The sequence below is a fragment of the Paenibacillus sp. FSL E2-8871 genome (assembly GCF_038000345.1).
Taxonomy (GTDB): domain Bacteria; phylum Bacillota; class Bacilli; order Paenibacillales; family Paenibacillaceae; genus Paenibacillus_AQ.
Genome location: NZ_JBBOBV010000001.1, coordinates 3,337,396 through 3,360,220, shown reverse-complemented (window position 1 = coordinate 3,360,220; position 22,825 = coordinate 3,337,396). Strand labels below are relative to the sequence as shown.

12 protein-coding genes and 1 tRNA gene are annotated in these 22,825 nt (G+C 45.1%); 11 read left to right on the top strand and 2 right to left on the bottom strand.

Going from position 1 to position 22,825, the window contains the following annotated elements; genetic code table 11:
* Window positions 1-84: 84 nt before the first annotated feature.
* From NYE25_RS15365 to NYE25_RS15345, 5 genes are all read left to right on the top strand, one after another.
* Window positions 85-1,881 (top strand): sensor histidine kinase, encoded by a 1,797-nt coding sequence (locus tag NYE25_RS15365; protein WP_341146303.1) that lies wholly within the window; start codon window positions 85-87, stop codon window positions 1,879-1,881.
* Entirely contained in the window at window positions 1,878-3,482 is a 1,605-nt protein-coding gene (locus NYE25_RS15360) for a response regulator (RefSeq protein WP_341146302.1), read from the top strand. Before NYE25_RS15365 ends, NYE25_RS15360 begins: the two co-directional genes overlap by 4 nt.
* Window positions 3,483-3,593: 111 nt before the next feature.
* Window positions 3,594-4,868, top strand: coding sequence for an extracellular solute-binding protein (locus tag NYE25_RS15355; protein WP_341146301.1), 1,275 nt, complete (start codon window positions 3,594-3,596; stop codon window positions 4,866-4,868).
* Between the two features lie 78 nt (window positions 4,869-4,946).
* Entirely contained in the window at window positions 4,947-9,809 is a 4,863-nt protein-coding gene (locus NYE25_RS15350; RefSeq protein ID WP_341146300.1) for an S-layer homology domain-containing protein, read from the top strand.
* Between the two features lie 206 nt (window positions 9,810-10,015).
* Window positions 10,016-10,852 carry an aldo/keto reductase gene (locus NYE25_RS15345; protein ID WP_076286057.1) on the top strand — a complete coding sequence of 279 codons (837 nt, stop codon included), beginning with the start codon at window positions 10,016-10,018 and terminating at the stop codon, window positions 10,850-10,852.
* 63 nt (window positions 10,853-10,915) lie between these two features.
* On the opposite strand, the gene asnB is transcribed toward NYE25_RS15345, so the two are convergent.
* A complete protein-coding gene (gene asnB / locus NYE25_RS15340; RefSeq protein WP_341146299.1) occupies window positions 10,916-12,760 on the bottom strand; it encodes an asparagine synthase (glutamine-hydrolyzing) in 1,845 nt (614 codons plus the stop codon).
* Window positions 12,761-12,905: 145 nt separating this feature from the next.
* Between asnB and NYE25_RS15335 the strand changes: the two genes are divergently transcribed.
* Together NYE25_RS15335 and NYE25_RS15330 are read left to right on the top strand one after the other, a co-directional pair.
* Complete coding sequence (locus tag NYE25_RS15335) at window positions 12,906-13,262, top strand: hypothetical protein (protein WP_341146298.1); 357 nt, start codon at window positions 12,906-12,908, stop codon at window positions 13,260-13,262.
* A 171-nt stretch (window positions 13,263-13,433) separates the two neighbouring features.
* Window positions 13,434-13,507, top strand: a tRNA-Arg gene (locus tag NYE25_RS15330).
* Between the two features lie 534 nt (window positions 13,508-14,041).
* On the opposite strand, the gene NYE25_RS15325 is transcribed toward NYE25_RS15330, so the two are convergent.
* Entirely contained in the window at window positions 14,042-14,950 is a 909-nt protein-coding gene (locus NYE25_RS15325; RefSeq protein ID WP_341146297.1) for a serine hydrolase domain-containing protein, read from the bottom strand.
* A 402-nt stretch (window positions 14,951-15,352) separates the two neighbouring features.
* On the opposite strand from NYE25_RS15325, the gene NYE25_RS15320 reads away from it, so the two are divergent.
* The 4 genes from NYE25_RS15320 to NYE25_RS15305 are packed head-to-tail and all read left to right on the top strand — an operon-like array spanning window position 15,353 to window position 22,782.
* Window positions 15,353-16,372 (top strand): LacI family DNA-binding transcriptional regulator, encoded by a 1,020-nt coding sequence (locus NYE25_RS15320; protein WP_042191311.1) that lies wholly within the window; start codon window positions 15,353-15,355, stop codon window positions 16,370-16,372.
* A gap of 55 nt (window positions 16,373-16,427) precedes the next feature.
* The gene (locus NYE25_RS15315; RefSeq protein WP_042191309.1) at window positions 16,428-17,177 is read left to right on the top strand and encodes an alpha/beta hydrolase; all 750 of its coding nucleotides are present in this window, start codon (window positions 16,428-16,430) and stop codon (window positions 17,175-17,177) included.
* 44 nt (window positions 17,178-17,221) lie between these two features.
* A complete protein-coding gene (locus NYE25_RS15310; RefSeq protein WP_341146296.1) occupies window positions 17,222-19,390 on the top strand; it encodes a glycoside hydrolase family 3 N-terminal domain-containing protein in 2,169 nt (722 codons plus the stop codon).
* A gap of 47 nt (window positions 19,391-19,437) precedes the next feature.
* Window positions 19,438-22,782 carry a GH36-type glycosyl hydrolase domain-containing protein gene (locus NYE25_RS15305; protein ID WP_341146295.1) on the top strand — a complete coding sequence of 1,115 codons (3,345 nt, stop codon included), beginning with the start codon at window positions 19,438-19,440 and terminating at the stop codon, window positions 22,780-22,782.
* Window positions 22,783-22,825: the final 43 nt, after the last annotated feature.

The following is a 22,825-nucleotide window of genomic DNA, read 5'->3' as shown; positions in this document are numbered from 1 at the left end:
TTTGCTATTGAAGAAAAAGAAGATATAGCATAAGATTAATTCGTCAAAATACAACAAATTATTACAAGAGGAGAGGATCTCATCATGCGGAAATGGAGTAGGTTTCGGGATCGAAACATACGGCAAAAGCTTTTTTTGACCTACACGCTGTTGATGATTGTTCCTCTTGTGGTGATTAGTATTTACTTCTACATATACGCCATGTCCGTCTTTGAATCCCGCATTGTGAAATCGTTTCAGGAGACGAATCAGCAGATGGTATCCACTGCGGACTCGTTTGTTAGCAGTATGTTCAAATCTTCGGAGCAGCCTTTTTATGACGAAAGACTGATGCAAATTTTGTCGAAAGATTATTCTGCTGAAACCTATGAGACGTTTGAAAAAAGTATGGATTTTCGCTACATAAGTGATAACGTTTTCAAAGAGTTGATGTCATTTAATCCGGATATTGATTCCATTCTGATCTACCCTGTAAATAGTTCATTAATCTACCGTAGGGGTTATGATACGACTTTCAATTATACATATAGTCCGGTACTTGAACCATGGTACCGGACCATTGTGAATAATGCGGAGAGGCCCATTCTGGTCGGCATGCACGAGGAGAAACAGATGTACGCCAAGCCCCGCCCTGTACTATCTGTAGGCCGTGTACTGGTGGATGTGGGTACCTATCAGAAGCTTGGTGTGCTGCTCGTTAATTTCCGGATGGATAAGCTTGAGAAGCTATTCAGCGGACTGGGTGACAAACAGGACGTAAACCAGTTCATCGTGGATGATAAAGGGATGGTTGTGTTCAGTTCAGATCCGGCCATGATTGGGATGAAATATAGTCAGGTCATGGCAAAAATGAAGCCGGACAAAGAAAACTACTATGTTGTTCACGATAAGTCCAATGTGTCAGGATGGCAATTCTACAGCATCGTTCTTCGTGACAAGCTGCTCGCCGAAATTAACCAGATACGCAATTTTTCTACACTGCTGCTTCTTTTGTTGATTATGTTGGGTTTCGTAACAGCATACCTTGTATCCGGCAGTATCACCAATCCGATTCGAAGGCTCAATCGGCTGATGCGCAAGGTAGAGAAGGGGGATTTTGATGTTACGGCTCAGCAGGACAGTCTGGATGAAGTGGGACATTTGTCGCGTTCCTTTAACCGGATGACTGCCGAAATCAAAGAACTGATTGAGCAAACCAAGATTGAAGAGAAGAAGAAGCGGAGTGCAGAACTTAATGCGCTGCAAAATCAAATTAATCCGCATTTCATTTATAATACGCTCTCCGTGATTAAATGGATGGCGCAGGCTCAAATGGCGAACAACATTACGGAAACAGTAGATGATATGATCAAGGTGTTGTCCTTCTCCACACGTAATACTCAGGAGTATGTTTCTATTGAGGAAGAAGTGGCCTTTATCCACAGCTATCTGGAACTGCTTCAGCTCAGGTATTTTAATGTTTTTGATTTTGAAATCGATGTTGCGCCGAATGTTCTGGAATGCAGAACGTTAAAATTTATGGTGCAGCCTTTTGTGGAGAATGCGGTGTTTCACGGCTTTGCAGAAGATTCCCGTCAATATAACTTGAGTATACGCGTGCAGAGAAAAGGCAGCGATATTCAGTTTACGATCTCGGACAACGGAATGGGGATCTCGGAGGAACAGCTAAGTAGGCTCTTGCAACAGGAAATGTCGGACGGGCAAACGATGAATTCCATTGGTGTGGGCAATGTCTCCAGAAGATTGAAGCTTCATTTTGGAGAAAAGTACGGGGTGACTATAAATAGTGTAAAAGGGGAAGGAACTACCGTTCTTATCCTGATTCCTGCTATGGAGCATCATCAGAACCACGCTGGAACGAGAAAAGAGGGATCCGCATGAAAATCATGATTGTGGACGATGAGTCCTTTATCCGAATGAATTTTAAGACCTTTGTGGACTGGAAACAACATGGCTATTACCTAATAGGCGAAGCTGCAAACGGCAAAGAGGCTTTGGAGAAAATGGATGAGCTTCATCCGGATGTGGTCTTTTTGGATATCCGAATGCCACTGATGGATGGGCTTGAGGTTCTAAGGCAGCTCCGGCATACCAAACATTCCTGCAAAGTCATTATTCTCAGCAGCCATAATGAGTTTGAGTATGCCCAAGAGGCGCTTAGGCTAGGTGCATGCGATTATATTCATAAACCAAATCTGACCCAGTCCGCTGTATTTGAAGCATTGAAGCGTGTCCGGACACAGTTGAATCATCAGCCTGTGGGAGATCATCTTGTTTCCTTACAGCAAAATGTGGAGAAGAACCGGAATGAGTTGAAAACGCTTTTTTTACGGGATTTAGCGGTCGGTGTTGTTCGTCATGAGTGGGAAATTGAGCAAAAGACAAAGCTGTACGATCTGAAGCTGAAACAGCCTAATGTGCTCTGTATCGTCATGTTGATTGATCAGTATGACAAGGTGAAGGAACGTTACAATAAGGGAATGGAGCATTTACTCGGGTTCTCGATCCTGAATATTTTGCAAGAAGTGCTTAATCGGTACAACGAGCTAGAACTGTTTCTGATGAGTCCGAACGAGCTGGTTATTATAAAAACGTATTCCGGCATGAGAAGTATGAATGAGATTCTGGAAGAACGCTGGGGGCTCATCCGTAAAATTGAAAAGACATTGAAGCAGTTTCTGAACATACAAGTCAGTTTTCTTATCAGCGGGCTGCACGCCCGTCTGCTTGATATTCCTAAAGCTTATCATGAAGCCCAGGAATCGGCCGAAATGCTATTTTATGAAGATCGAAGCAACGTTGTTGTCTACGAACCAGGGAGCATCAAGGAATTGAATGATAAGGCGTCGTTCACTCTGTTTGAACAGCGCATCCGCAAGGAAATGGACGATAAGAACGTATCTTCTGCTATCTCCATAGTTCATGAGATGTTTGCCGCGATCAAGGAGAAGAGATCTTTGGGACGTCATGCCACTTTGGAAATGTGCGTGAATTTGCACTGCCAGATTCAGTCCCACATGAAGGAGGACAGCGGCGAGGAAGACTATAACGGGATGCAGGAAATCATGTCCGCCGAGCGTTTGGAGCATCTTCACCTGCTGCTGGTCCAGGAGCTGGAGAGTCTGCAGGAGAGCTATACGGATGCGGCCACATCTACGAACTACAAGATTAAGCGGGTCATTGATTATATTCACCAGAACTACAATCAAGATTTGACACTGAATGAACTAGCTGGTTATGTCGGTCTGAACAACAGCTATCTGAGCCGTATTTTTAAGGAGCAAACCGGTTCCATGCTGATCCCGTACATCAATGGACATCGTGTGAAAAAGTCTCTAGAGCTACTTAAAGAAGGAAAACTGAAAACGTATGAGATCGCGGAAAAGGTAGGGTTTAACAGTATTGACAACTACTATATCAGCTTTAAGAAGATCTATGGGCTCCCTCCGAACGAATACCGAAAGACTAGCATGGGAAAGTAAAAAATCACAAAGATATGTAAAGATCCTCTGTTTGCTCTCGAATGCTGTATAGCTAAGATGAAGATAACACCACTTACGGTGAATCTTCTTAAATAAAAGGGGTAGTGACAAATGAGAAAGAAGTCAGTCCTGTTATTGTGCTCTCTGATGTTGATGCTGTCTACGGCAGCATGTGGCACCAAATCCAATACCGGTAACTCTGGCAACGGAGCTTCAGACAACGCTGGAGCGGCAAAGACGGAGAAGCAAGAAACCGTCGAAGTCACGATGGCATACTGGGCCAATGCATCCGAACAAAAGAACTTCGAATTTATGGTAGATGGCATTGATAAAGAGCATCCAAACATTAAAGTTAAGATGCAAATGTACCCAACGAGTGACGAGTTTTGGAAAGCGGTTCCAACGGCGATTGCTGCCGGGGTAGGGCCTGATATCATTGCTATGTCGGATGAAGGAAACTATGAGTATATCAAGAAAGGCGTACTCGCTCCACTCGATGAGATGATCGACAAAGTGGGGTTTGATAAAGAACGTATTACTGGATCGCTGTACAAAGGCTGGACAGATGATAATAAACTTTACGGAATTCCTTACGATTCTTCTACTTCTATGCTGGCGATCAACAAAGAGATGTTTGAAAAATCAGGAATCACTAAATATCCAGAAACAATGGATGAGGTTGTTGAGTTGGCAAAAGCCATGACTAAAGATGGTGTGAAAGGTATTATCGGCAGTATCGATCCATTCCACATCACTCAATATGTTCACGCTTTCGGCGGAGACTGGGGCTTCGGAAAAACGATCAATTCCAAAGAAAACGTAGCTGGTGTGCAGTTCTTCGTGGACCTTTTCCTCAAAAATAAGGTTGCTATTGCTCCAATCGAAGTAGGGGCTCCATGGGACGGCGAAGTATTCAGTCAAGAAAAAGGGGCTATGTCCACAGCTGGTCCATGGTATGTAGGTCATTTGAAAGAAGCTAACCCTGATATGGGATTGATTGCTCTGCCGATGCCTAAAGGTACGGTAGAAGCACAAAGCGCTTACTCTCACGGCTTGTCGATTCTGGACGGCAGCAAGCATAAGGAAGAAGCTATGCAAGTGATCAAGTATGCGCTGCGTGATGAGGCTCAATTAAATGCGATTGAGGCGGTTGGATATTCACCGGCAGTATCTTCTCTGCTTCCTAAATATTTGGAGAAGAATCCTGAATTGAAAGCAGTATTCGATAATATGGAAAAAGTCGGTATGCCATTTGCTTACCCTGAACAAACCAAAGCATTTCATGCGGATCTGCTTAAAGGCGTAGAGGAAATCATCTTTAAGCAAGATGGCTTGACGGTTGAGAAGTTGCTGAATGATCTCCAAAGTAAATACGGAGAAAACTAGTTATCGAGCGGTTGGACTTTGCCATAACCAAAGTCCAACCATTTTTTTCACAATCATATAAGGAGGTCAAAGGGGAAAATGAAAAGGTCGCTTAACAGTGTCATTTCAAAGATTGTACTCATGTGCTTGTTCATAACATCCATCGGTCCTGTGTACTCTATGCAGGCAGCACCCGCAGCACCCGCTCCTAAGATTAATGAAGGCGTGGTCAATGGCGAGTTTCCGCTGAATTTGACACAAACGGGGGATATCGACTGGCTGCATTTTAAAGCGGATAACTTGAATCAGCTTCAACGAATTCAGAAGGCAGGCCCAAACTCGGTCACCTTCAGTGTATATGGGGATACGGCAACTGAGGGCAAATTGAACAGAGGCACTGATGCCGATTACATGTCCTATACCTGGAGTAATGGTATGCCAGGATTTGAATATGGTTTAAATGACACGGGAACAGGTCTATTTTATCCAAAGTCCAGTCGAGACAAAGGAAGCTATACCAATGTTGGCTGGGATATTGAAGTAGCAGCACAGCCGCAGGATTCCACCCTTGTATTTGGTCTTGGGTTGTGGCAAGCGGATATAGATCTTAACATCTATACTGATGATATACTTTCGGTAACCCGAAACGTCTATGGCGATTCTGTTTCCAAGAACTATAAGTATCAAGTCAACGTGCCTGCTAATGTGAAGCTGAAAATTGAAGGGCGTTTGACAAAGGTTGTAGCGAAGAACGGAAATATGTCATTCTCTGGATTGGCTTTAAGCAGTGTGGCACTTGCGGATAAATTGCCGCTGCAAAATGAATACAACAGAGTTAGCAATATGACGCAAGGTCTTTATACAAATGAGACGTGGCAGGTTCTGGTGAATACGCTGGCTGCTGCCAAACTTGTACTTGATCGAACAGAGGCAACCCAGCCGGAAGTTGACAGCGCTATCAATGCTTTGGTAGCAGCGCAGCTTGGTCTGGTGAAGAGAGAATCGAACATTGTAATCGATTTTACGGATAAAGCGTTCAAGGAGTATACTTTCGGTGCTAAAACTGATCAACAGGACAGATATCAAACCTTCACAGTGAAGGAAGCTGTTGATATGAAGTATGTTCAGGTCAATGTCAAAAGATATAAAGAGCCTGTGAGCGACTTGATTATCAAGTTGCATGCAGTAAACAGTGAAGGGCTGCCGACTGGAGATCCACTAGTCCAAACGACAGTGGACAAAAACCGGATTGTGGACGGAGGACTCACTACTGCGGAGCTGAGCTACAGTCTCCTTCAGGATACGCGATATGCGCTCGTTCTGACTCAACAAGAGCGGGGCTCCGGGGAATACCGCTGGGTCATCATGTCCAAAAACTTTGAATCTCAAAAGGAGTCATTTGGTAAATCGACATCAGGTGTCTTTAAATCTGAAGCGAGTCTGGGCACGGGCATCATGAGAATTGTGAAAGAGGGTAACGTGGATCGGGCCCCGCTGCAGGGCTTGATTGAAGAGCTTAAGCAATATAACAGACAGCTTTACACGCTCCAGAGCTGGTCTTCCTTGGAGATAGCATTGAGCAGCGCTCATGAGCGTTTGAACGATGTGGATGTTAAACAGTTAGAGCTTGATACGGCATTAAATCAGGTTCAAACAGCTTTTAATAACCTAGTGCTAAGTACGAACCTGGATGTAATGGCTAAACAGATGGAGACGATCAGCCAAGCGGCCCTGATTGGCTACACCAGCCAGTCGGCAGATGCTTTGCATCAAGCGATCCAGGAAGCACAAGCTTTGAATACCGGTGCATCCGAGCAAGAACGGATCAAGGCATATTCAAAAGTGCTGAATGCCTTGGACGGATTGCAACTGGAAATGAAATATCAGTACGAATTGAACCCAAAAATGACAGCTGGGTTTGGTTTTGAAGGTGACAAGAACGCCACTCTGGCATTCCTCGATGGATCCTATCAGATTGGCGGAACCCGCCCTATGCAGAATGGGTTTGTGGCAACGAAACAAATCGTTACGTTCGGTGCGACAAATACGTCAGGCATCAAATGGTATAATGCAGAAGGCTATCTGCCGGTATTTATAAATGAGTTTGCTAAAGACAATATGGACTATAAAATTGAATCGTTTGGTAACAAACATACGGTAGAGAGCAAAGACTACGTTATTAACTATTCCAGAATGACGGTTACCAATCATTCGGATGAGACGCGTCTGCTGCCGGTTGTATCTACCAATCTGGTTCCGATGAATCAGGCTGCAAACGAAGTTTATACGATCAAACCTGGTGAGACTGTTATCAGAGAGTTTGCCATCGAAGGGGATAAGTATGAATACTTCGATGCGGGAAAAACGAGCTTTACATCTTTAACGAGAGAGCGAGTATCGAAACTGGGCACGTTTGATAGCAACTACAGTGAGATGAAATCATACTGGAATAACCGGCTGTCCACAGTAGTTGATATCGATCTGCCGAATAAAGAGCTGGTCAATGCTTTTAAAGCGGGCTACATTTACAACATGATCATTAAAGACGGCAATTATTTGCATGTGGGTGAGAATGGTTATGCGAGACTTTATTCTCACGATACCATCGGAATTGTTGTTCAATTGATTCAGAGCGGTGACTTTGCACACGCAAGAGAGTATCTGGAAAGCATACCTCTTACCGGCGGAATTAACATCGAGACCGGTCAAGTGGACCCGAACCTGTTCTGGGATGCCAACTGGAAGCTTCCGTGGACGTATGCTGTATATTTGAGCAAAACCGGCGATACATCCTTATTTGATGAAAAGATGAAAGCGGATGACGGATCAGAGGGTACCGTTTTCGATAAGCGGGTAAAATTCGGAGCAAGAAGCATTGAAAGCGACCGTGCTGGAGATGGCCGAATTATGAAAGAAACGAAAGCCATAGATTCATTGGGGTATTGGACGATTGACAATTACTCCGCTCTGACAGGATTGGCATCTTATGAATACATCGCGCGTGAGCTGTATAAGGTGAAAGGAGAGGCAAGTTATCTGGCAGAGGCGGAGTGGGCTAACGCTCAATACGAGGATCTGCTCGCTGCTTTCACGGCCAAATTGCAAAAAACAATTACCGACAAAGCTCTAAACTATATTCCTGCATCTGTTGTGCAAAGTAATGACGAGAACCGGATGAAGGACTCCCGGGATGCCAACTGGGCTTCCATGTTCCTGTTCGGAAGATGGCTGTGGGATGGATATTTGTATGGTGCGAACCAACCAGAGGACAATATCAACCTGACGATGCTAGATGATACTTATACCTATGGTATGGATCGACGTGTCAAGGAAGGAACAACCGATTCTCCATATAACTTTGGCGGTTATCCTCACGGCTTCTACTCCAGTGCATATAATGCCGGTTACGGAAGCTCCGCGCTTCGCGGTGAGAAATACAGAGACATGGGAATCAAAGCTTACGAATTTATGATTGAAAACTCCATGAGTGGACCGTTTAGTTGGTGGGAAGGTGTAGCTTACCCTACCGCAGAACCGAGTCCTTGGACGGCAACCAATGATGAGCTTGGTGTTCGTAATACACCTGGTGGGGGAGGATCTGCTCAGCATATGTGGGGGCAGGCCGTCAACTCGAAGGTATTGGTGGACTCACTGATCACTGAGCGAATCTATGATCAGAACACAAAATACGAAATTATTGTAGGACGCGGTATTCCTAAAGAGTGGGTTACGGATGCCGATAAGAACAATAATGTGATCGCGAATGTGCAGAACTATCCTGCATTCCAAGGCGGAAGAGTAGGATACAATGTGGTTAGAAAAGCAAACCAGCTTGTGTTTACATTTACGACCCGTCTGGAGCAAGCCAAGGCTGATACTAGCAACGCACAAATCAGTGTTCAATTGCCTAGTATGGTTAATAACATTCTGGAGTCTTCTAAGGGTGTTGTTGATAACGCTAAAGGTATCGTTACCGTTCCGCTCAGTACAAAAACATTAGCAATCACTTTGAGTGATCTACCTAAGCCTACCGATGTTGAGCTTGATAGGGAGGATCTTGCTATTGGATTTGCTGCCGGCGACTCTAGTGAATCGGTAACTCAAGACGTAGTCTTGAGAGCGGAAGGAAAGCGCGGTAGCTTAATCACTTGGTCCTCAAGCGACACGAATATGATTTCGAATACTGGTAAGGTGAAACGCCCAACTGTTTCTACTCAAGTGACGTTGAAAGCAAATTTGGAAAAAGATGGCGTTCAGGTTGAGAAGACGTTTGTCTTAACGGTTATCAAGGCAAATGAAGATTCGGGCAATAACGGAAACAATAGCAATAACGGTAACAATAGTAATAATAGCAACAGCGGAAACACCAGCAATAATGGCAATAACGGGAACACCGGAAACAACGGAAACAACGGAGGTTCAGTTAATCTGCCGAAATTTCCGGACATTTCGAATCACTGGGCACTCGATTCTATTGTTACCGCAGTAGAACGTGGAATTATCAAGGGTTATGAAGACGGAACATTCCGTCCGAATGCTGTGGTGAAACGCAGTGAGCTGATGGTTATGCTTGGCCGTGCGTTGAAACTCTCGGATACGGACACTACAACTCTTCCGTTTGAAGATGCAACTAGCATTCCGTCATGGGCGAAACCTTACATCTCCAGTGCAGTCAAATCTGGACTTATTAAGGGATACGAGGATAATTCTTTCCGTCCTGATGGTAAGGTGACCCGGATCGAATTTGTAGCGATGGTTGCACGTGCGCTCGATTTGAAGAGCGGTACGAAGACAACCTTGCCTTTTGCTGATGCTGATCAAATTCCTGCCTGGGGGAAAGATTATGCAGCAGCGGCATATGAGGCAGGTCTGATCCAAGGTAAAGGAAATGACCGATTTGCTCCAAATGATCCGGTGACGAGAGCGGAAGCGGTGACCCTGCTTTTGAGAATGTCTAAATAAGATTAGAATAATTTAGTTGGATAAACAGGTTAGAGGCTTGCGGGTAAGATGCAAGCCTCTTTTGATTTTACACAGCACCTGTTTTTTATGAGGATTTTGGGAATGATGAAGCAGTCTGTTATACTTTTGTGGTAGCGCTTGCTTCTGAAGCGTGAATTTAGGTTAAGTAAGATTAATGAATAACAATAAGCTTGGAGGGTTAAGCGATGAGTGAATTGAATGCACCGTTCTCGGGAGGTCCGACTTTAAATGATGGAGTGACCATGCCGTGGCTAGGCCTTGGCGTGTATCAGACTAAAGATGGAGAAGAGGTTATTCACGCGGTCAAGACCGCAGTGGAGCTTGGATATCGCAGTATTGATACGGCTGCTGGTTACAATAACGAAGAAGGTGTAGGTCAGGCTATTCGTGAATGTGGAGTGGCCCGTGATGAACTGTTTATTACGACGAAAGTGCGCAACCCTGATCAAGGCTATGAATCAACGCTGAAAGCGTTCGAAGTTAGCCGGCGCAAGTTGGGGCTGGACTATATAGATTTGTATCTCATACATTGGCCGGTGGCAGGAAAGTATCGGGAGACTTGGAAAGCTCTGATTCATCTGCAAAAAGAGGGCCTCATCAAATCTATCGGCGTGAGCAATTTTCAGATTCATCATCTGAAGGATATCATCGAGGACACTAGCGTAGTTCCAGTGGTGAACCAGGTGGAATTCCATCCGCTATTGACTCAGCGCGAGTTGCTGAAGTATGCCAATGAGCAAGGAATCCAGCTTGAAGCTTGGAGTCCGCTAATGCAAGGAAACTTAGATCTACCCCTCCTTAAAGAGCTGGCTGGAAAGTATGATAAGACCCCTGCTCAAATTGTACTTCGTTGGGATTTGCAGCAAGGCGTAATTACGATTCCAAAATCGGTACATGCGGATCGAATTAAGGAGAATGCGGGATTCTTTGACTTCACGCTTAGTGATGAGGATGTTAAAGCCATCGAAGATTTGAACAGAGACCATCGTTTCGGTCCGGATCCGGACAATTTTAATTTCTAAAAATTACGAATACAAGCCAAACAGCAAGCCACCGATACGGGGACTTGCTGTTTGGCTTGTTGCTTATTGTATGGAGACGTTATATTTACGCAGCCAGAGATCTACTTGAGCGAGATAAGCAAATAGCTGAGGACCGGACATGAGCTGACCGAACCAAGGCAGATTGGTAGAGGATTCTGGGGAAGCGGCGATCTCACGGATTTTGGCAGCATCAATTAAAGGGAGTATAGGTGAAGTGGAGTCATCTAGAATGTTCAATACTTGTGTTCGTACTGCATTTAAATAGGCTGGATTGTGGGTTTTCGGGTAAGGACTTTTTTTACGATATAACACATCGTCTGGAAGAATTCCCTCAAGCGCTTTGCGCAAAATCCCTTTTTCACGACCGTTCAGGTTCTTGATTTCCCAAGGAATATTAAAGACATATTGAACGAGCCGATGATCACAATAAGGAACACGTACCTCTAGTCCGGCGCCCATACTCATTCGGTCCTTTCGATCCAGCAAAGTGGGCATGAAGCGGGTGATGTTTAAATAGGACATTACGCGCATTTGTGCTTGTTTACCTGTCTCCCCATCCAATGCTGGGACTTCAGCAACTGCATCACTGTATCTGTCACCCAAATATTCCAGCGGCCGAATCCATTCATTAACTTCAGGGGATAATAGACTTGCACGCATTTTAGGAGCAACTGACCAAGGAAAAGTGCCCGAGGAGAGCATCTCCTCCCGATGGAACCAAGGATATCCGCCAAAAATCTCATCGGCAGCTTCGCCGGAAATGGCTACAGTAGCATTCTTTTTAATCTCACGGCAAAATAAATACAAAGAAGAGTCCACATCGGTCATCCCAGGTAAATCGCGTGTGTACAGCGCATTATCAAGTGCTTCTACAAGCTCTGGTGTATCAAATGAGATATAGCGATGGTTCGTATTTAATTCATCGACCATTCGCTTAATCCATGGACCATCTGCTCCGGGCTGAAAAGTATGGCTCTTGAAGTGCTTGTCGTTGTCGACATAATCGACGGAATACGTATCCACTCGTCCCTGACCATTTCGGTTGTAGTAATCGACTGCAAGTGCTGTTAGCGCACTGGAGTCCAGCCCTCCTGACAAGAGCGAGCAGACTGGAACATCTGAAACCAGTTGGCGTTCGAGCGTATCCTGCAGCAGGTCACGTACTTTAGCGGCTGTCTCTGCTTCATTGTCAGTATGTTTTGCGCTTTCCAGCTTCCAATAAGCGTAACTGCGCAGACCTTCGCGGCTATAGATCATGGCATGCCCCGGACGAAGTTCCTGCATATCCTTATAAACACCGTGTCCTGGCGTACGGGCTGGACCGATAATAAAAATTTCCGCTAACCCTTCGGGCCCGACTATGGGCTGTACCTTGGGGTGCTGCAGCAGCGCCTTAGGCTCTGATCCGAAAACTAAGACGTCATCCACTTTACTATAGAACAGAGGCTTCACACCTAAGCGGTCACGTGCAAAAAAGACCTGATCCCGAAGTCCGTCCCACACTGCAAAGGCAAAGATCCCATTGAGCTTCTCTGCACAATCCGGTCCCCATTCGATATAGGCATGCAGCAGAACCTCGGTGTCACATTGGGTACGGAATTGATGACCCCGCTGCTTAAGTTCTTGTTTGAGCTCGGGTGCGTTATATAATTCGCCGTTGTACACAATCGCGTATACCTGTTCGTCATGGCGGGTGATCATAGGCTGCGCGCCGTTCTCTGGATCGATAACGCTAAGTCTGCGGTGACCGAATGCGCAAGGACCTGAAATCCAAGTTCCAGCTGCATCGGGTCCGCGGTTTGCTAAAGTTTCAGTCATTTTGACCAGCAACTGCGAGTGCTGTGTGAGATCTCCGCGCCACTGGATAAATCCGGTTATTCCGCACATGATGGTTCATCCTCTCTTTTTGTGCGATTGTTGTCCTTACTTTTTTGCCAAGTAATACAGATATATGCCGAAGGAAGGCATAAAATGTATGTCCTTATCCGAACACTAGGGGAGAGAGGAATTTGCCAGGAGGGAAGGATGACAGGTGTATTATATTAAAGATGCCAAAATTCGCAGAATGATGGAGTATGACGGTGCGCCTTGTGCAGAAGTAGGGGTATTGCCAGGTGCTGTTAGTGATCCTGCGCTTTTGGTGTATATCGTGGAAGATCAGCGCGAAGAAGGCTATGAGATCGTCCGTATCCTCACTAACGACGCGGATACTTCTACCGATTGGTTTGATAACAATATGCATGATGCTTTTAAAGATGTGACTTCTAGCGCGTTTACAGGCAGTATAATTATGACGCCAGAAGATGAACGTTCCAAGTTTCAGAGAGAATTAATGACATACGGAGATTTAAAAAAGCAGCTGGAGCAGCATTTTCGGAATCTGGAGTAATATGGAGTAGAAATGAGGGTATCCGTAAGCTATGAAAATAGCTAGGATACCCTTGTTATTATTAAAACAGGATTAAGATTACTTATTTTCCAAAATGTTTGATCTTGAAAATTCTGCTGAATAAGGTATAATAAATATCGTTGCGTCAATACATATCATTAATTCTTATATGTCCCGGTAGCTCAGCTGGATAGAGCATGCGCCTTCTAAGCGCACGGTCAGGGGTTCGAATCCCTTCCGGGACGTCAAGTAACAGCCTTCCTTCGGGAGGGCTGTTTTTGCGTGCAGGGAAAGAGAAGCCCGGGTGGTTCGTCGGAGCATAAGCATCGATAGGATCAGCTTCGCAGTCAGCCCGAAAGGGCTGCATCCCGCTCGGGGCAAGTAACAGCCTTCCTTCGGGAGGCTGTTTTTGCGTGCAGAGCATCCTCGCCAAAGTAAGTAAACTGAAGCTCTGACAGATAATTAGGGAAAATCTCCCTATAATTCAGAGCTTTCTACTCAATAGACTAATAATTAGGGAAATCCTCCCTGTAATTTAACTAATTCGTTGGCGAATATAGATATTCCCCGATTTTTAGGGAGGATTTCCCTCTTTTCATTCATTTCAAGCAATTATCGGCTAAATAGAGGGAGCTTTTCCCTAATTACTCTCAAAAAGGCCACCCTATAATTTAGGTTGGCCTAATTATACGAAAAGAAGGTGCCGAAAAAGTAGCCTCCACTACTTTCTCGGCACCTTGAGCATTCCCGTGAGAAGGCTGTCTTGCATATGCCCACTGCTAAAGAAGCGGCCAAATCTCCTCCCAGACAGTATCTAGAATAGCTTGCATATTATCTTCCATACTGTTAATAGCGATTACTACTTGAGCATCCGGTACAACAATGCAGAATTGACCATGAGCGCCATCGGCACGATAAGCATCGTGCGTACACAACCAGAATTGACAGCCGTACCCTTGGCCCCAATCACCAGCTCCGTTATTTTCGATCTGCTTTTGTGTAACAAAATCAACCCAAGCTGCGGGAATAAGCTGCTGTCCCTTCCACATTCCTTTTTGCAAAAGAAGCTGTCCAAATCGGCTTAGTTCTTCCGTATTGATCTGAAGTCCGGCACAACCGAGGGTGATCCCTTGAGGGGCCGTTTCCCAATCGACGTTTTCTATGCCTAGTGGGGCAAAGAGACGGGGAACGAGGTAATCCTTTACGGTTTGTCCGACACGGGCCTGAACCATTGCAGAGATCATAATGGTATCCCCGCTGCTGTAGGTAAACTGTTCCCCAGGAGGTCTGTCTAAAGGTAGCGATAGATAATGTTGTATCCAATTTACATCCTTCAAGGCCAATCTTTCTTCAACCCAAAACGGTGGGGAATCATGCCCTGTACTCATACGTAGTAAATCGAACAAGGTCAACTCCCCAGGTTGCATGGAAGGAAGGACTTCTTTATAAGTGAATGCATATTCTGGAAACACATCCTTAAGTGTTGTATTTAGTGATAGGTTTCCTTCTTCGATGGCTAGACCCACCGCCATGCATGTAAAAGATTTGCTGACCGAATGCTGCAAGCGCCGAATATCCTCTGCAAGATCCACTTTTCCCACTAACGTTCCATTTTGAAGCACACGAACATTGAACACATTCAATCCACGTTCGCGGATCTGGGCTTCGAAGCGAGTCATGTTTAACATAAAATGTAGCCCTCTCTTTCTTAGATTCCAAGCTGGGATTAGGAAGTTTGGTAGTCGAAATCATTGAAAATGATGTGGAAACGTTTCCTCTTACTAGATATTAAATAGCTAAATCGATGCTATTCTATTCTTATTTTAAAGTCAATGCAAGTAGAAAGACTACTATTTAACACCAAAACAATTAAAATTTAAAATGAATTTGAGATGCAAATCATTTTTAGTCAAAAATCATAGGTTGACTTCTAAAAAATATCTGTCCATAATGAACGTATTAAGCGATTTAGATACGAAAACAGTCAAAATGATGTCATGGGAAACGTTTCCCATCATTTCATGCGTTTCCACCAAGCTGATTTCATCAGGTGCAGGGGAGCTCATTATAGGGGTGAAACAGGGGGAATTATGAATATCAAGGATATTGCAAGGCTATCAGGCGTTGGTATCGCCACGGTCTCCAGGGTAATTAATAACTCCGGTGTCGTAAGTGATGCAACCAGAGCTAAAGTAATGGCTGTTGTAAGAGAACATAATTACATTCCAAATGGAAATGCAAGCAATCTGAAAAAAACGCGTTCTAATACGATAGCGCTTATGGTTAAGGGAATTGCAAATCCGTTTTTTGCAGACATGATCAAAGAAGTAGAGCGTCAAGTGAATCTGCGCGGCTGCCCGCTTCTGATCCAGCATGTTGAAGATGGAGTGGATGAGATCAATGCTGCTCTTCAGCTTGTGAAGGAAAAGAATTTATACGGGGTAATCTTTATGGGTGGTACATATGACCATTCTGAAGAAAAATTCAAACAATTGCCGATCCCATTCGTTTTAACTACTATCACGACTACGAAGGATGTTGATCCTGCCGTATTCTCCAGTGTGATTATTGATGATATGCAAGAGTCTTATAAAGCTGTGAGCTATCTAATTTCACTCGGACACCGGAACATTTGCTTTTTGGCCAGATTTCCTTTGGTTCAGCATACTACCGGAAACCGTCGTCTTATGGGTTATATTAAGGCGCTTGAGGATCATGGGATTGAGTATGATGCTTCCTTGGTAGAGGATTGTGAATACAGTCCAAGTTCTGGTTTTACGGCTACGAAAAGACTGCTTAATAAGAAAAAAGATATCACCGCTGTATTTGCCGCATCAGATACCATCGCTATCGGAGCTGCCAAGGCTTTATTGTCTTTGGGTCTATCGATTCCAAATGATATTTCGATCATCGGATTTGACGGTATAGAGATGGCAGAATACTATCACCCATCGCTGGATACGATTAGCCAACCTGGGGTGGATATGGCGAAAGCCAGTGTTGAAATTCTGTTTGACCTGATTTCGGGACAATCGGAGAACAAACATGTGGTATTCGAGTCTGTTTTGGTGAAGCGGGGATCTTGCAAGAAGATTAATAAACAAGCATAAACGCCTTCGGCATAATTTCTTATATTTTAAAAAAGGTTCCGTAAGGAGATGACATATGGCACTTCTAACCGTTGAGACTGGTTCTCCTACCTTAAGAATGACAACGTCCATCAGTATCATCTCCCCCGTTGATTCGGGCAATACCACCGGAGGAACGCTCTATCTGTTACATGGTGCTGGCGACAATGCTAGCACATGGTACAGGCTGACCACCATTGAGCAGTATGCTAACAAGTATGGCTGTACAGTCATAATGCCTCAGGTAGGAAGAAGCTATTATACAGATATGGAGTACGGACTGGATTACTTCCACTATGTTACGCAAGAGCTTCCTGAGCTTTGTGGCCGAATGATGAGGCTGGATGATGATCCGCAAAAGACGTATGTTGCCGGACTATCGATGGGCGGATATGGGGCACTAAAATGTGCACTTACCTATCCTGAGCGTTACAGCAAAGTAGTTTCCTTATCAGGCGTTACAGATATTCAGAAAAGATTGAAAGACCCGCAAATGTCTTCGGATATGGCGAGGGAGATGGCAGGCACTTTCGGAAAACGCTTACAAGTTAAGCCGGATCAAGATCTGTATGCTTTAGCGGCTAAATTGGTCGACGATAAACGTAAGCTGCCTTCAATTTTGACCTGCTGTGGCTCGGAAGATCCATTTGTGGAGATGAACCGGGAATTTGCTTCTCATATGCAAGCGAGTCCCTATACATTTCAATATGTTGAGACTCCGGGAACACATGAATGGAGATTCTGGGAGGAACATCTGAAGACAACTTTTGATTTCTTGTACAACTAAGAGCAATGAGCAATTGCAGAAAGAGATATTATGGAGGATTTGAGATGAAAGACCAGCAACTGACGTCCCTGTTGAACCAGATGACGCTTGAAGAGAAAATAGCACAATTGCAGCAGCTAGCTGCTAATTTCTATGAAGGAGCGGAAGAAGGAGGGCAAATCACTGGCCCTATGGCATCCATGGGGATTACGGATCACATGATTGAGAACAGTGGTTCAGTACTTGGACTTTCGGGCGCAGAGCAAGTCATTGCCGTCCAAGAAGCTCATTTACGTAAAAATAGATTGGGTATTCCACTGCTGATGATGGCGGATATCGTGCATGGCTTTAAGACGATTTTTCCGGTGCCACTGGCGATTGGTTGCTCTTGGGATATGGAACGGGCGGAGCTAAGCGCTGAGATTGCTGCTAAAGAAGCGGCAGTATCTGGTGTACACGTTACTTTTGCACCTATGGCGGACCTTGTTCGGGACCCGCGTTGGGGAAGAGTGATGGAGTCTACCGGCGAAGATCCTTATTTGAATGGTAGGTTTGCCCGTGCATTTGTACGCGGGTTTCAGGGAAATGACTTGACGGGTGATGTAAGTCGTCTGGCGGCTTGCGTTAAGCACTTTGCAGCCTATGGTCTATCCGAAGGCGGACGGGATTATAATACAGTCGATTTATCAGAACGTCAGCTACGGGAATATTATCTGCCAGCCTATCGTGCAGCACTGGATGAGGGTGCAGAAATGGTTATGACTTCGTTCAACACGATTGACGGGATTCCAATAAGCGGAAACGTTAAGCTGCTTCGTCAGCTGCTGCGTGAGGAATGGGGCTTTGACGGCGTGTTGATCTCGGATTGGGGCGCGGTGAAGGAACTGATCCCACATGGTGTCGCCGAGGATGAGGCTGAAGCAGCACTTAAAGCTATCAAAGCTAGCGTGGATATTGAGATGATGACAGAGTGTTATGTGCACCAATTGCCAGCTCTTGTAGCTGACGGGCAAGTGGATGAAAGTATCATTGATGAAGCCGTACTTCGTATTTTGAAATTGAAGCAAAGACTGGGCTTGTTTGAGAATCCGTTACGTGGGGCAGATATAGAGAAAGAGCGCGAGGTAATTTTCTGTGATGCTCACCGGACAGCAGCGAGAGAATTAGCGGTTAAATCCTGCGTTCTACTGAAGAATGATCAGGTTCTGCCGCTTGCGACAGAGCAGCGGGTTGCGCTAATCGGACCGTTTGCTAATAACGGAGATATTCTTGGACCATGGTCCTGGTTGGGTTCAACAGAAGAAGCTAGCCGTCTTGCTCCAGCTCTTGAAGCTCGTGCAGCTGCAGGTAAGGTTACCGTTGCAGAAGGCTCCGGGATTGAGAGCTTTACAGAAGAGCAATGGCTGGAGGCGAAAGCGGCAGCGCTGGAAGCCGATGTGATTGTGCTGGCGCTTGGAGAACATTCGGATATGAGCGGAGAAGCTGGAAGTCGTTCAGATATCCGCTTGCCGGAAGCGCAGCGTGAGCTTTTGCAACGTATGAAGACGCTGGGTAAGCCTGTTGTGGTGGTGTTGTTTAACGGACGCCCGCTGGATCTTAGTGGTGTGATCGAGAACGCGGATGCTATTCTGGAAGCCTGGTTCCCAGGAAGCGAGGGCGGTGCGGCGATTACCAGTCTACTGTATGGTGACGAGAATCCGTCAGGAAGATTAACGATGTCTTTCCCTGTATCTGTTGGGCAAATTCCGGTCTATTACAATCATTTCAACACTGGACGTCCTCTACATGCACCGGGTGCGGACAAGCGTTATGTCTCACAATATCTGGACATTCCTAATGAACCGTTCCTGCCATTTGGCTTTGGTCTTAGCTATACGACATTTGGCTACAGTGAACCGATCCTTTCCGGTGAAATAATGACGAAGGATCAGCCTATTAAAGTAACTGTTACGGTGACTAATACGGGTAATGTACAAGGTGAAGAGGTGGTGCAGCTCTATATCCGAGACATTTCAGGAGAAGTTGTTAGACCAATGAAGGAACTGAAAGATTTTGCTAAGATCAGCCTCTCCCCGGGAGAAAGCCAGGAAGTGAGCTTTACGCTTACAGAAGAACAGCTTCGTTACTATCATAGCGACTTAAGCTTTAGCAGTGATCCGGGACAATTCAAATTGTTTGTGGGTCCAAATAGCCAAGAGGTTAAAGAACGCGATTTTCGCTTAACATTAGCTTAAGTAGAATATATACGACACAGGCTGTCGTAATAGAGGAGTGCAAGAATATGACTACTAATATGAATTCTAACATCCATTTAAACGCTGGAGACTTATCATTCACTTTTACAAACAGCGGGGACTTGTTCCAAGTTCTCCATGAACGGACAATGATCAATCAATTGCTGCCTAATATCGTGGATGGCTCCTTATCGAACCTATATTTACGCATTCATAGTAATGGAAGCATTCAAGCTGTTCCTTTGCTGGGCATTCATTCCTCAAGCACTGTACGTAAGGCTGGGAACCGCTTGGTTTGGGAAGGTACAGCAGAAAATATCGAGTATCAGGTTATTTTTACTCCGACGGCTCAAGGCGCTTGGTTCTGGGACGTGAAGCTTAAAGGGCAAGATGCAGATGTGGATCTCGTGTACGGACAAGATGTGGGTATTGCCGATATCGGTGCTGTTCGCAGTAATGAAGCCTACCTGTCACAGTATATTGACCATGCCGTATTCGAGGATCAGTCAAAGGGATATGTAGTATGCTCCAGACAGAATCAACCGCAAGGTGGCAAATTTCCATATCTACAACAGGGTGCAATCACTAAGGCAGCAAGCTTCTCAACAGATGGTTTCCAATTTTTTGGATTGTCTTATAAAGAGACCAATCAACCAGAAAGCCTGAGCCGTGAGCAATTAAGTAATGAAATCTATCAATATGAATTCGCTTATACTGCGCTGCAATCGGAGCGGGTGAAGCTGAGTGGGGAAGCCCAGTTTGTATTTTATGGATTGTTCAAGCAAGATCATCCAGAAGCGATTACCTCGTTAGAATTCACGAAGGATGTTGCTGTGGCTTGGGAAACGGTAAAAGAGTTGCCTTTAGAAGCTGAATCACCGCTAGAGCGTTCTTTCTTGACAAAAGAGCTGGGAGCACCACTAGCTGCAAATTCTCTGACGAGTGAAGAGATCGAAGCCTTGTTCCCGGTTCGCTATCAAGAGGAAAAAGAGGGAGACCAGCTTCTGTCTTTCTTCACGGAAAATTATGAGCATGTTGTATTGAAAGAGAAGGAACTTAAGGTAGAGCGTCCTCATGGTCATATTCTAATGAGTGGGGACAACGCTCGACTTAACGATAAGGTTATCACGACAACTTCTTATATGTACGGGATCTTTAACTCCCAAGTAGTCATTGGCAATACCAATTTCAACAAGCTAATGTCCAATCCTAGAAATGCGCTTAATATTCCAAAAGCTTCGGGACAACGAATCTATGTGCAGTGGAATGGCGAATACCGCCTCTTGACCATGCCTTCATTGTTCGAGGTTGGTTTCAACTATGCCCGTTGGTATTACAGAACAGATGGCGAATGCTTCATTATTACGAACTACACTACTGCAGATTCTCCGGAGATATTCCTGAATGTGCGTACGGAAAGTGGAAAAGCTTATCGCTATCTAGTCACTAATCAAATCACTATGAACGTTAATGAATACGAGCTTCCATATCAATTCAAGCAAGAAGGAGGAACCATAACCTTCTCGGCTGATAGAAGCGCACTAAGTGCAGGAGAATATCCTGATCTGCAGTATAAATTCCAGGTACAGGGAGCGGATTTCACTCTTCAAAATGAAGGTAGACTTGTCTCTCATGCTGAGAAGTCTGATGCACCGCTAGCTATTCTGGAACTGTCGGAGAGCAGTGAGTGGACATTGAACATTCAAGGTCTTCTGGATGGTAAGGAGATTCAATCGAGCAGCGGTACAGCTGAAGAGGAGATTTCCGCATACCGCGAATTCTACAGCGGGGTTATGAATGGCTTCCGCTTGACGTTAGGTGATGGGTCCGAAGGTGAGTTGTTTAAGGTAAATGCTCTGGCTTGGTGGTATACACATAATATGCTCGTCCATTATTCAGTCCCTCACGGATTGGAACAATACGGCGGCGCTGCTTGGGGAACCCGTGACGTGTGTCAGGGACCAGTGGAATACTTCATGGCTACGCAAAAATACGATCAGGTTCGTGAAATATTGCTGACCCTGTATGCTCATCAATATGAAGATGATGGTAACTGGCCACAGTGGTTCATGTTTGATAAATATACGAAGATTCAGCAAGAGGAGAGCCATGGAGATATTATTGTATGGCCACTCAAAGTGCTTGGAGACTATTTGGCGGTAACGCAAGACTACAGTATTTTGCAAGCGACTGTACCTTATACTCGTAAGCATAGCTTTGATTTTACAGAGGAAAAAGCGACGCTGCTGGATCATGCACGGAAGGAAGTTGCTTATATTAAGAATCACTTCCTGCATGACACGCATTTGTCCTCGTACGGTGATGGAGACTGGGATGATACACTCCAGCCTGCAAATCCACAGCTGAAGCAGTACATGGTTAGCAGCTGGACAGTGGCGCTTACCTATCAGACATTGAATCAGTTCTCAGAAGTGCTTCATAAAGTTGATCCAGCAGGTTCGGAAGAGCTGAAAGCGATGGTGGAGGGAATTCGTGAGGATTTCAACACACATATGCTTCAATCTGAGGTAATTCCAGGCTTCTTGTATATGGAGGACCCAGAGCAAGTGAAGCTTATGGTGCATCCAAGCGATACGGAAACAGGGATCCAATACCGTCTGCTGCCAATGACGCGCAGTATGATCAGTGAGCTGCTTACACCAGAACAAGCCGAAGCCCACTATGAAGTAATCCAAGATAAACTGTTCTGTCCAGATGGCGTTCGTCTGATGAACCGTCCAGCTCAATATGTTGGCGGCGTAAGCACCCATTTCAAACGTGCGGAGCAAGCTTCTAACTTTGGTCGGGAAATTGGACTTCAATATGTACATGCACACATCCGTTATGTAGAAGCTATGGCTAAGCTAGGGAAAACCGATCAGGTCTGGAATGGCCTAGCGGCGATCAATCCGATCGGAATCCGCGACGTGGTGCCAAACGCTGAACTCCGTCAGGCTAACTCTTATTTCAGTAGCTCGGATGGTAAATTTAACACCCGTTACGAGGCACAGGAGAATTTCGATAAACTGCGTAATGGTGACGTAGCGGTTAAAGGTGGCTGGAGAATCTATTCAAGCGGTCCTGGGATCTACATGAACCAGTTGATCTCGAATGCACTGGGGATCCGTACGGAAGGCGGAGATTTAATCGTCGATCCAATTCTACCGGAGTCGCTGGACGGAATGCGCTTTAGCTTTGAATATGCAGGCACTAAGGTAGACTTTATTTATCACCTTTCGGGCTCTGATAACAGTCGGATTACTGTTAACGGTACAGAAGTGCAAGCGGAAGGTACGCTTAATCGCTACCGTAGTGGCGGTATCCGTATCAAACGTGAGGACTTTGACCGCCTCTGCGTAGAAGCTGGAAATGTGATAGACATTTATAAGTAAGATAATAAAAGAAGGGCAATCTCCGCGATAAGCGTGGAGATTG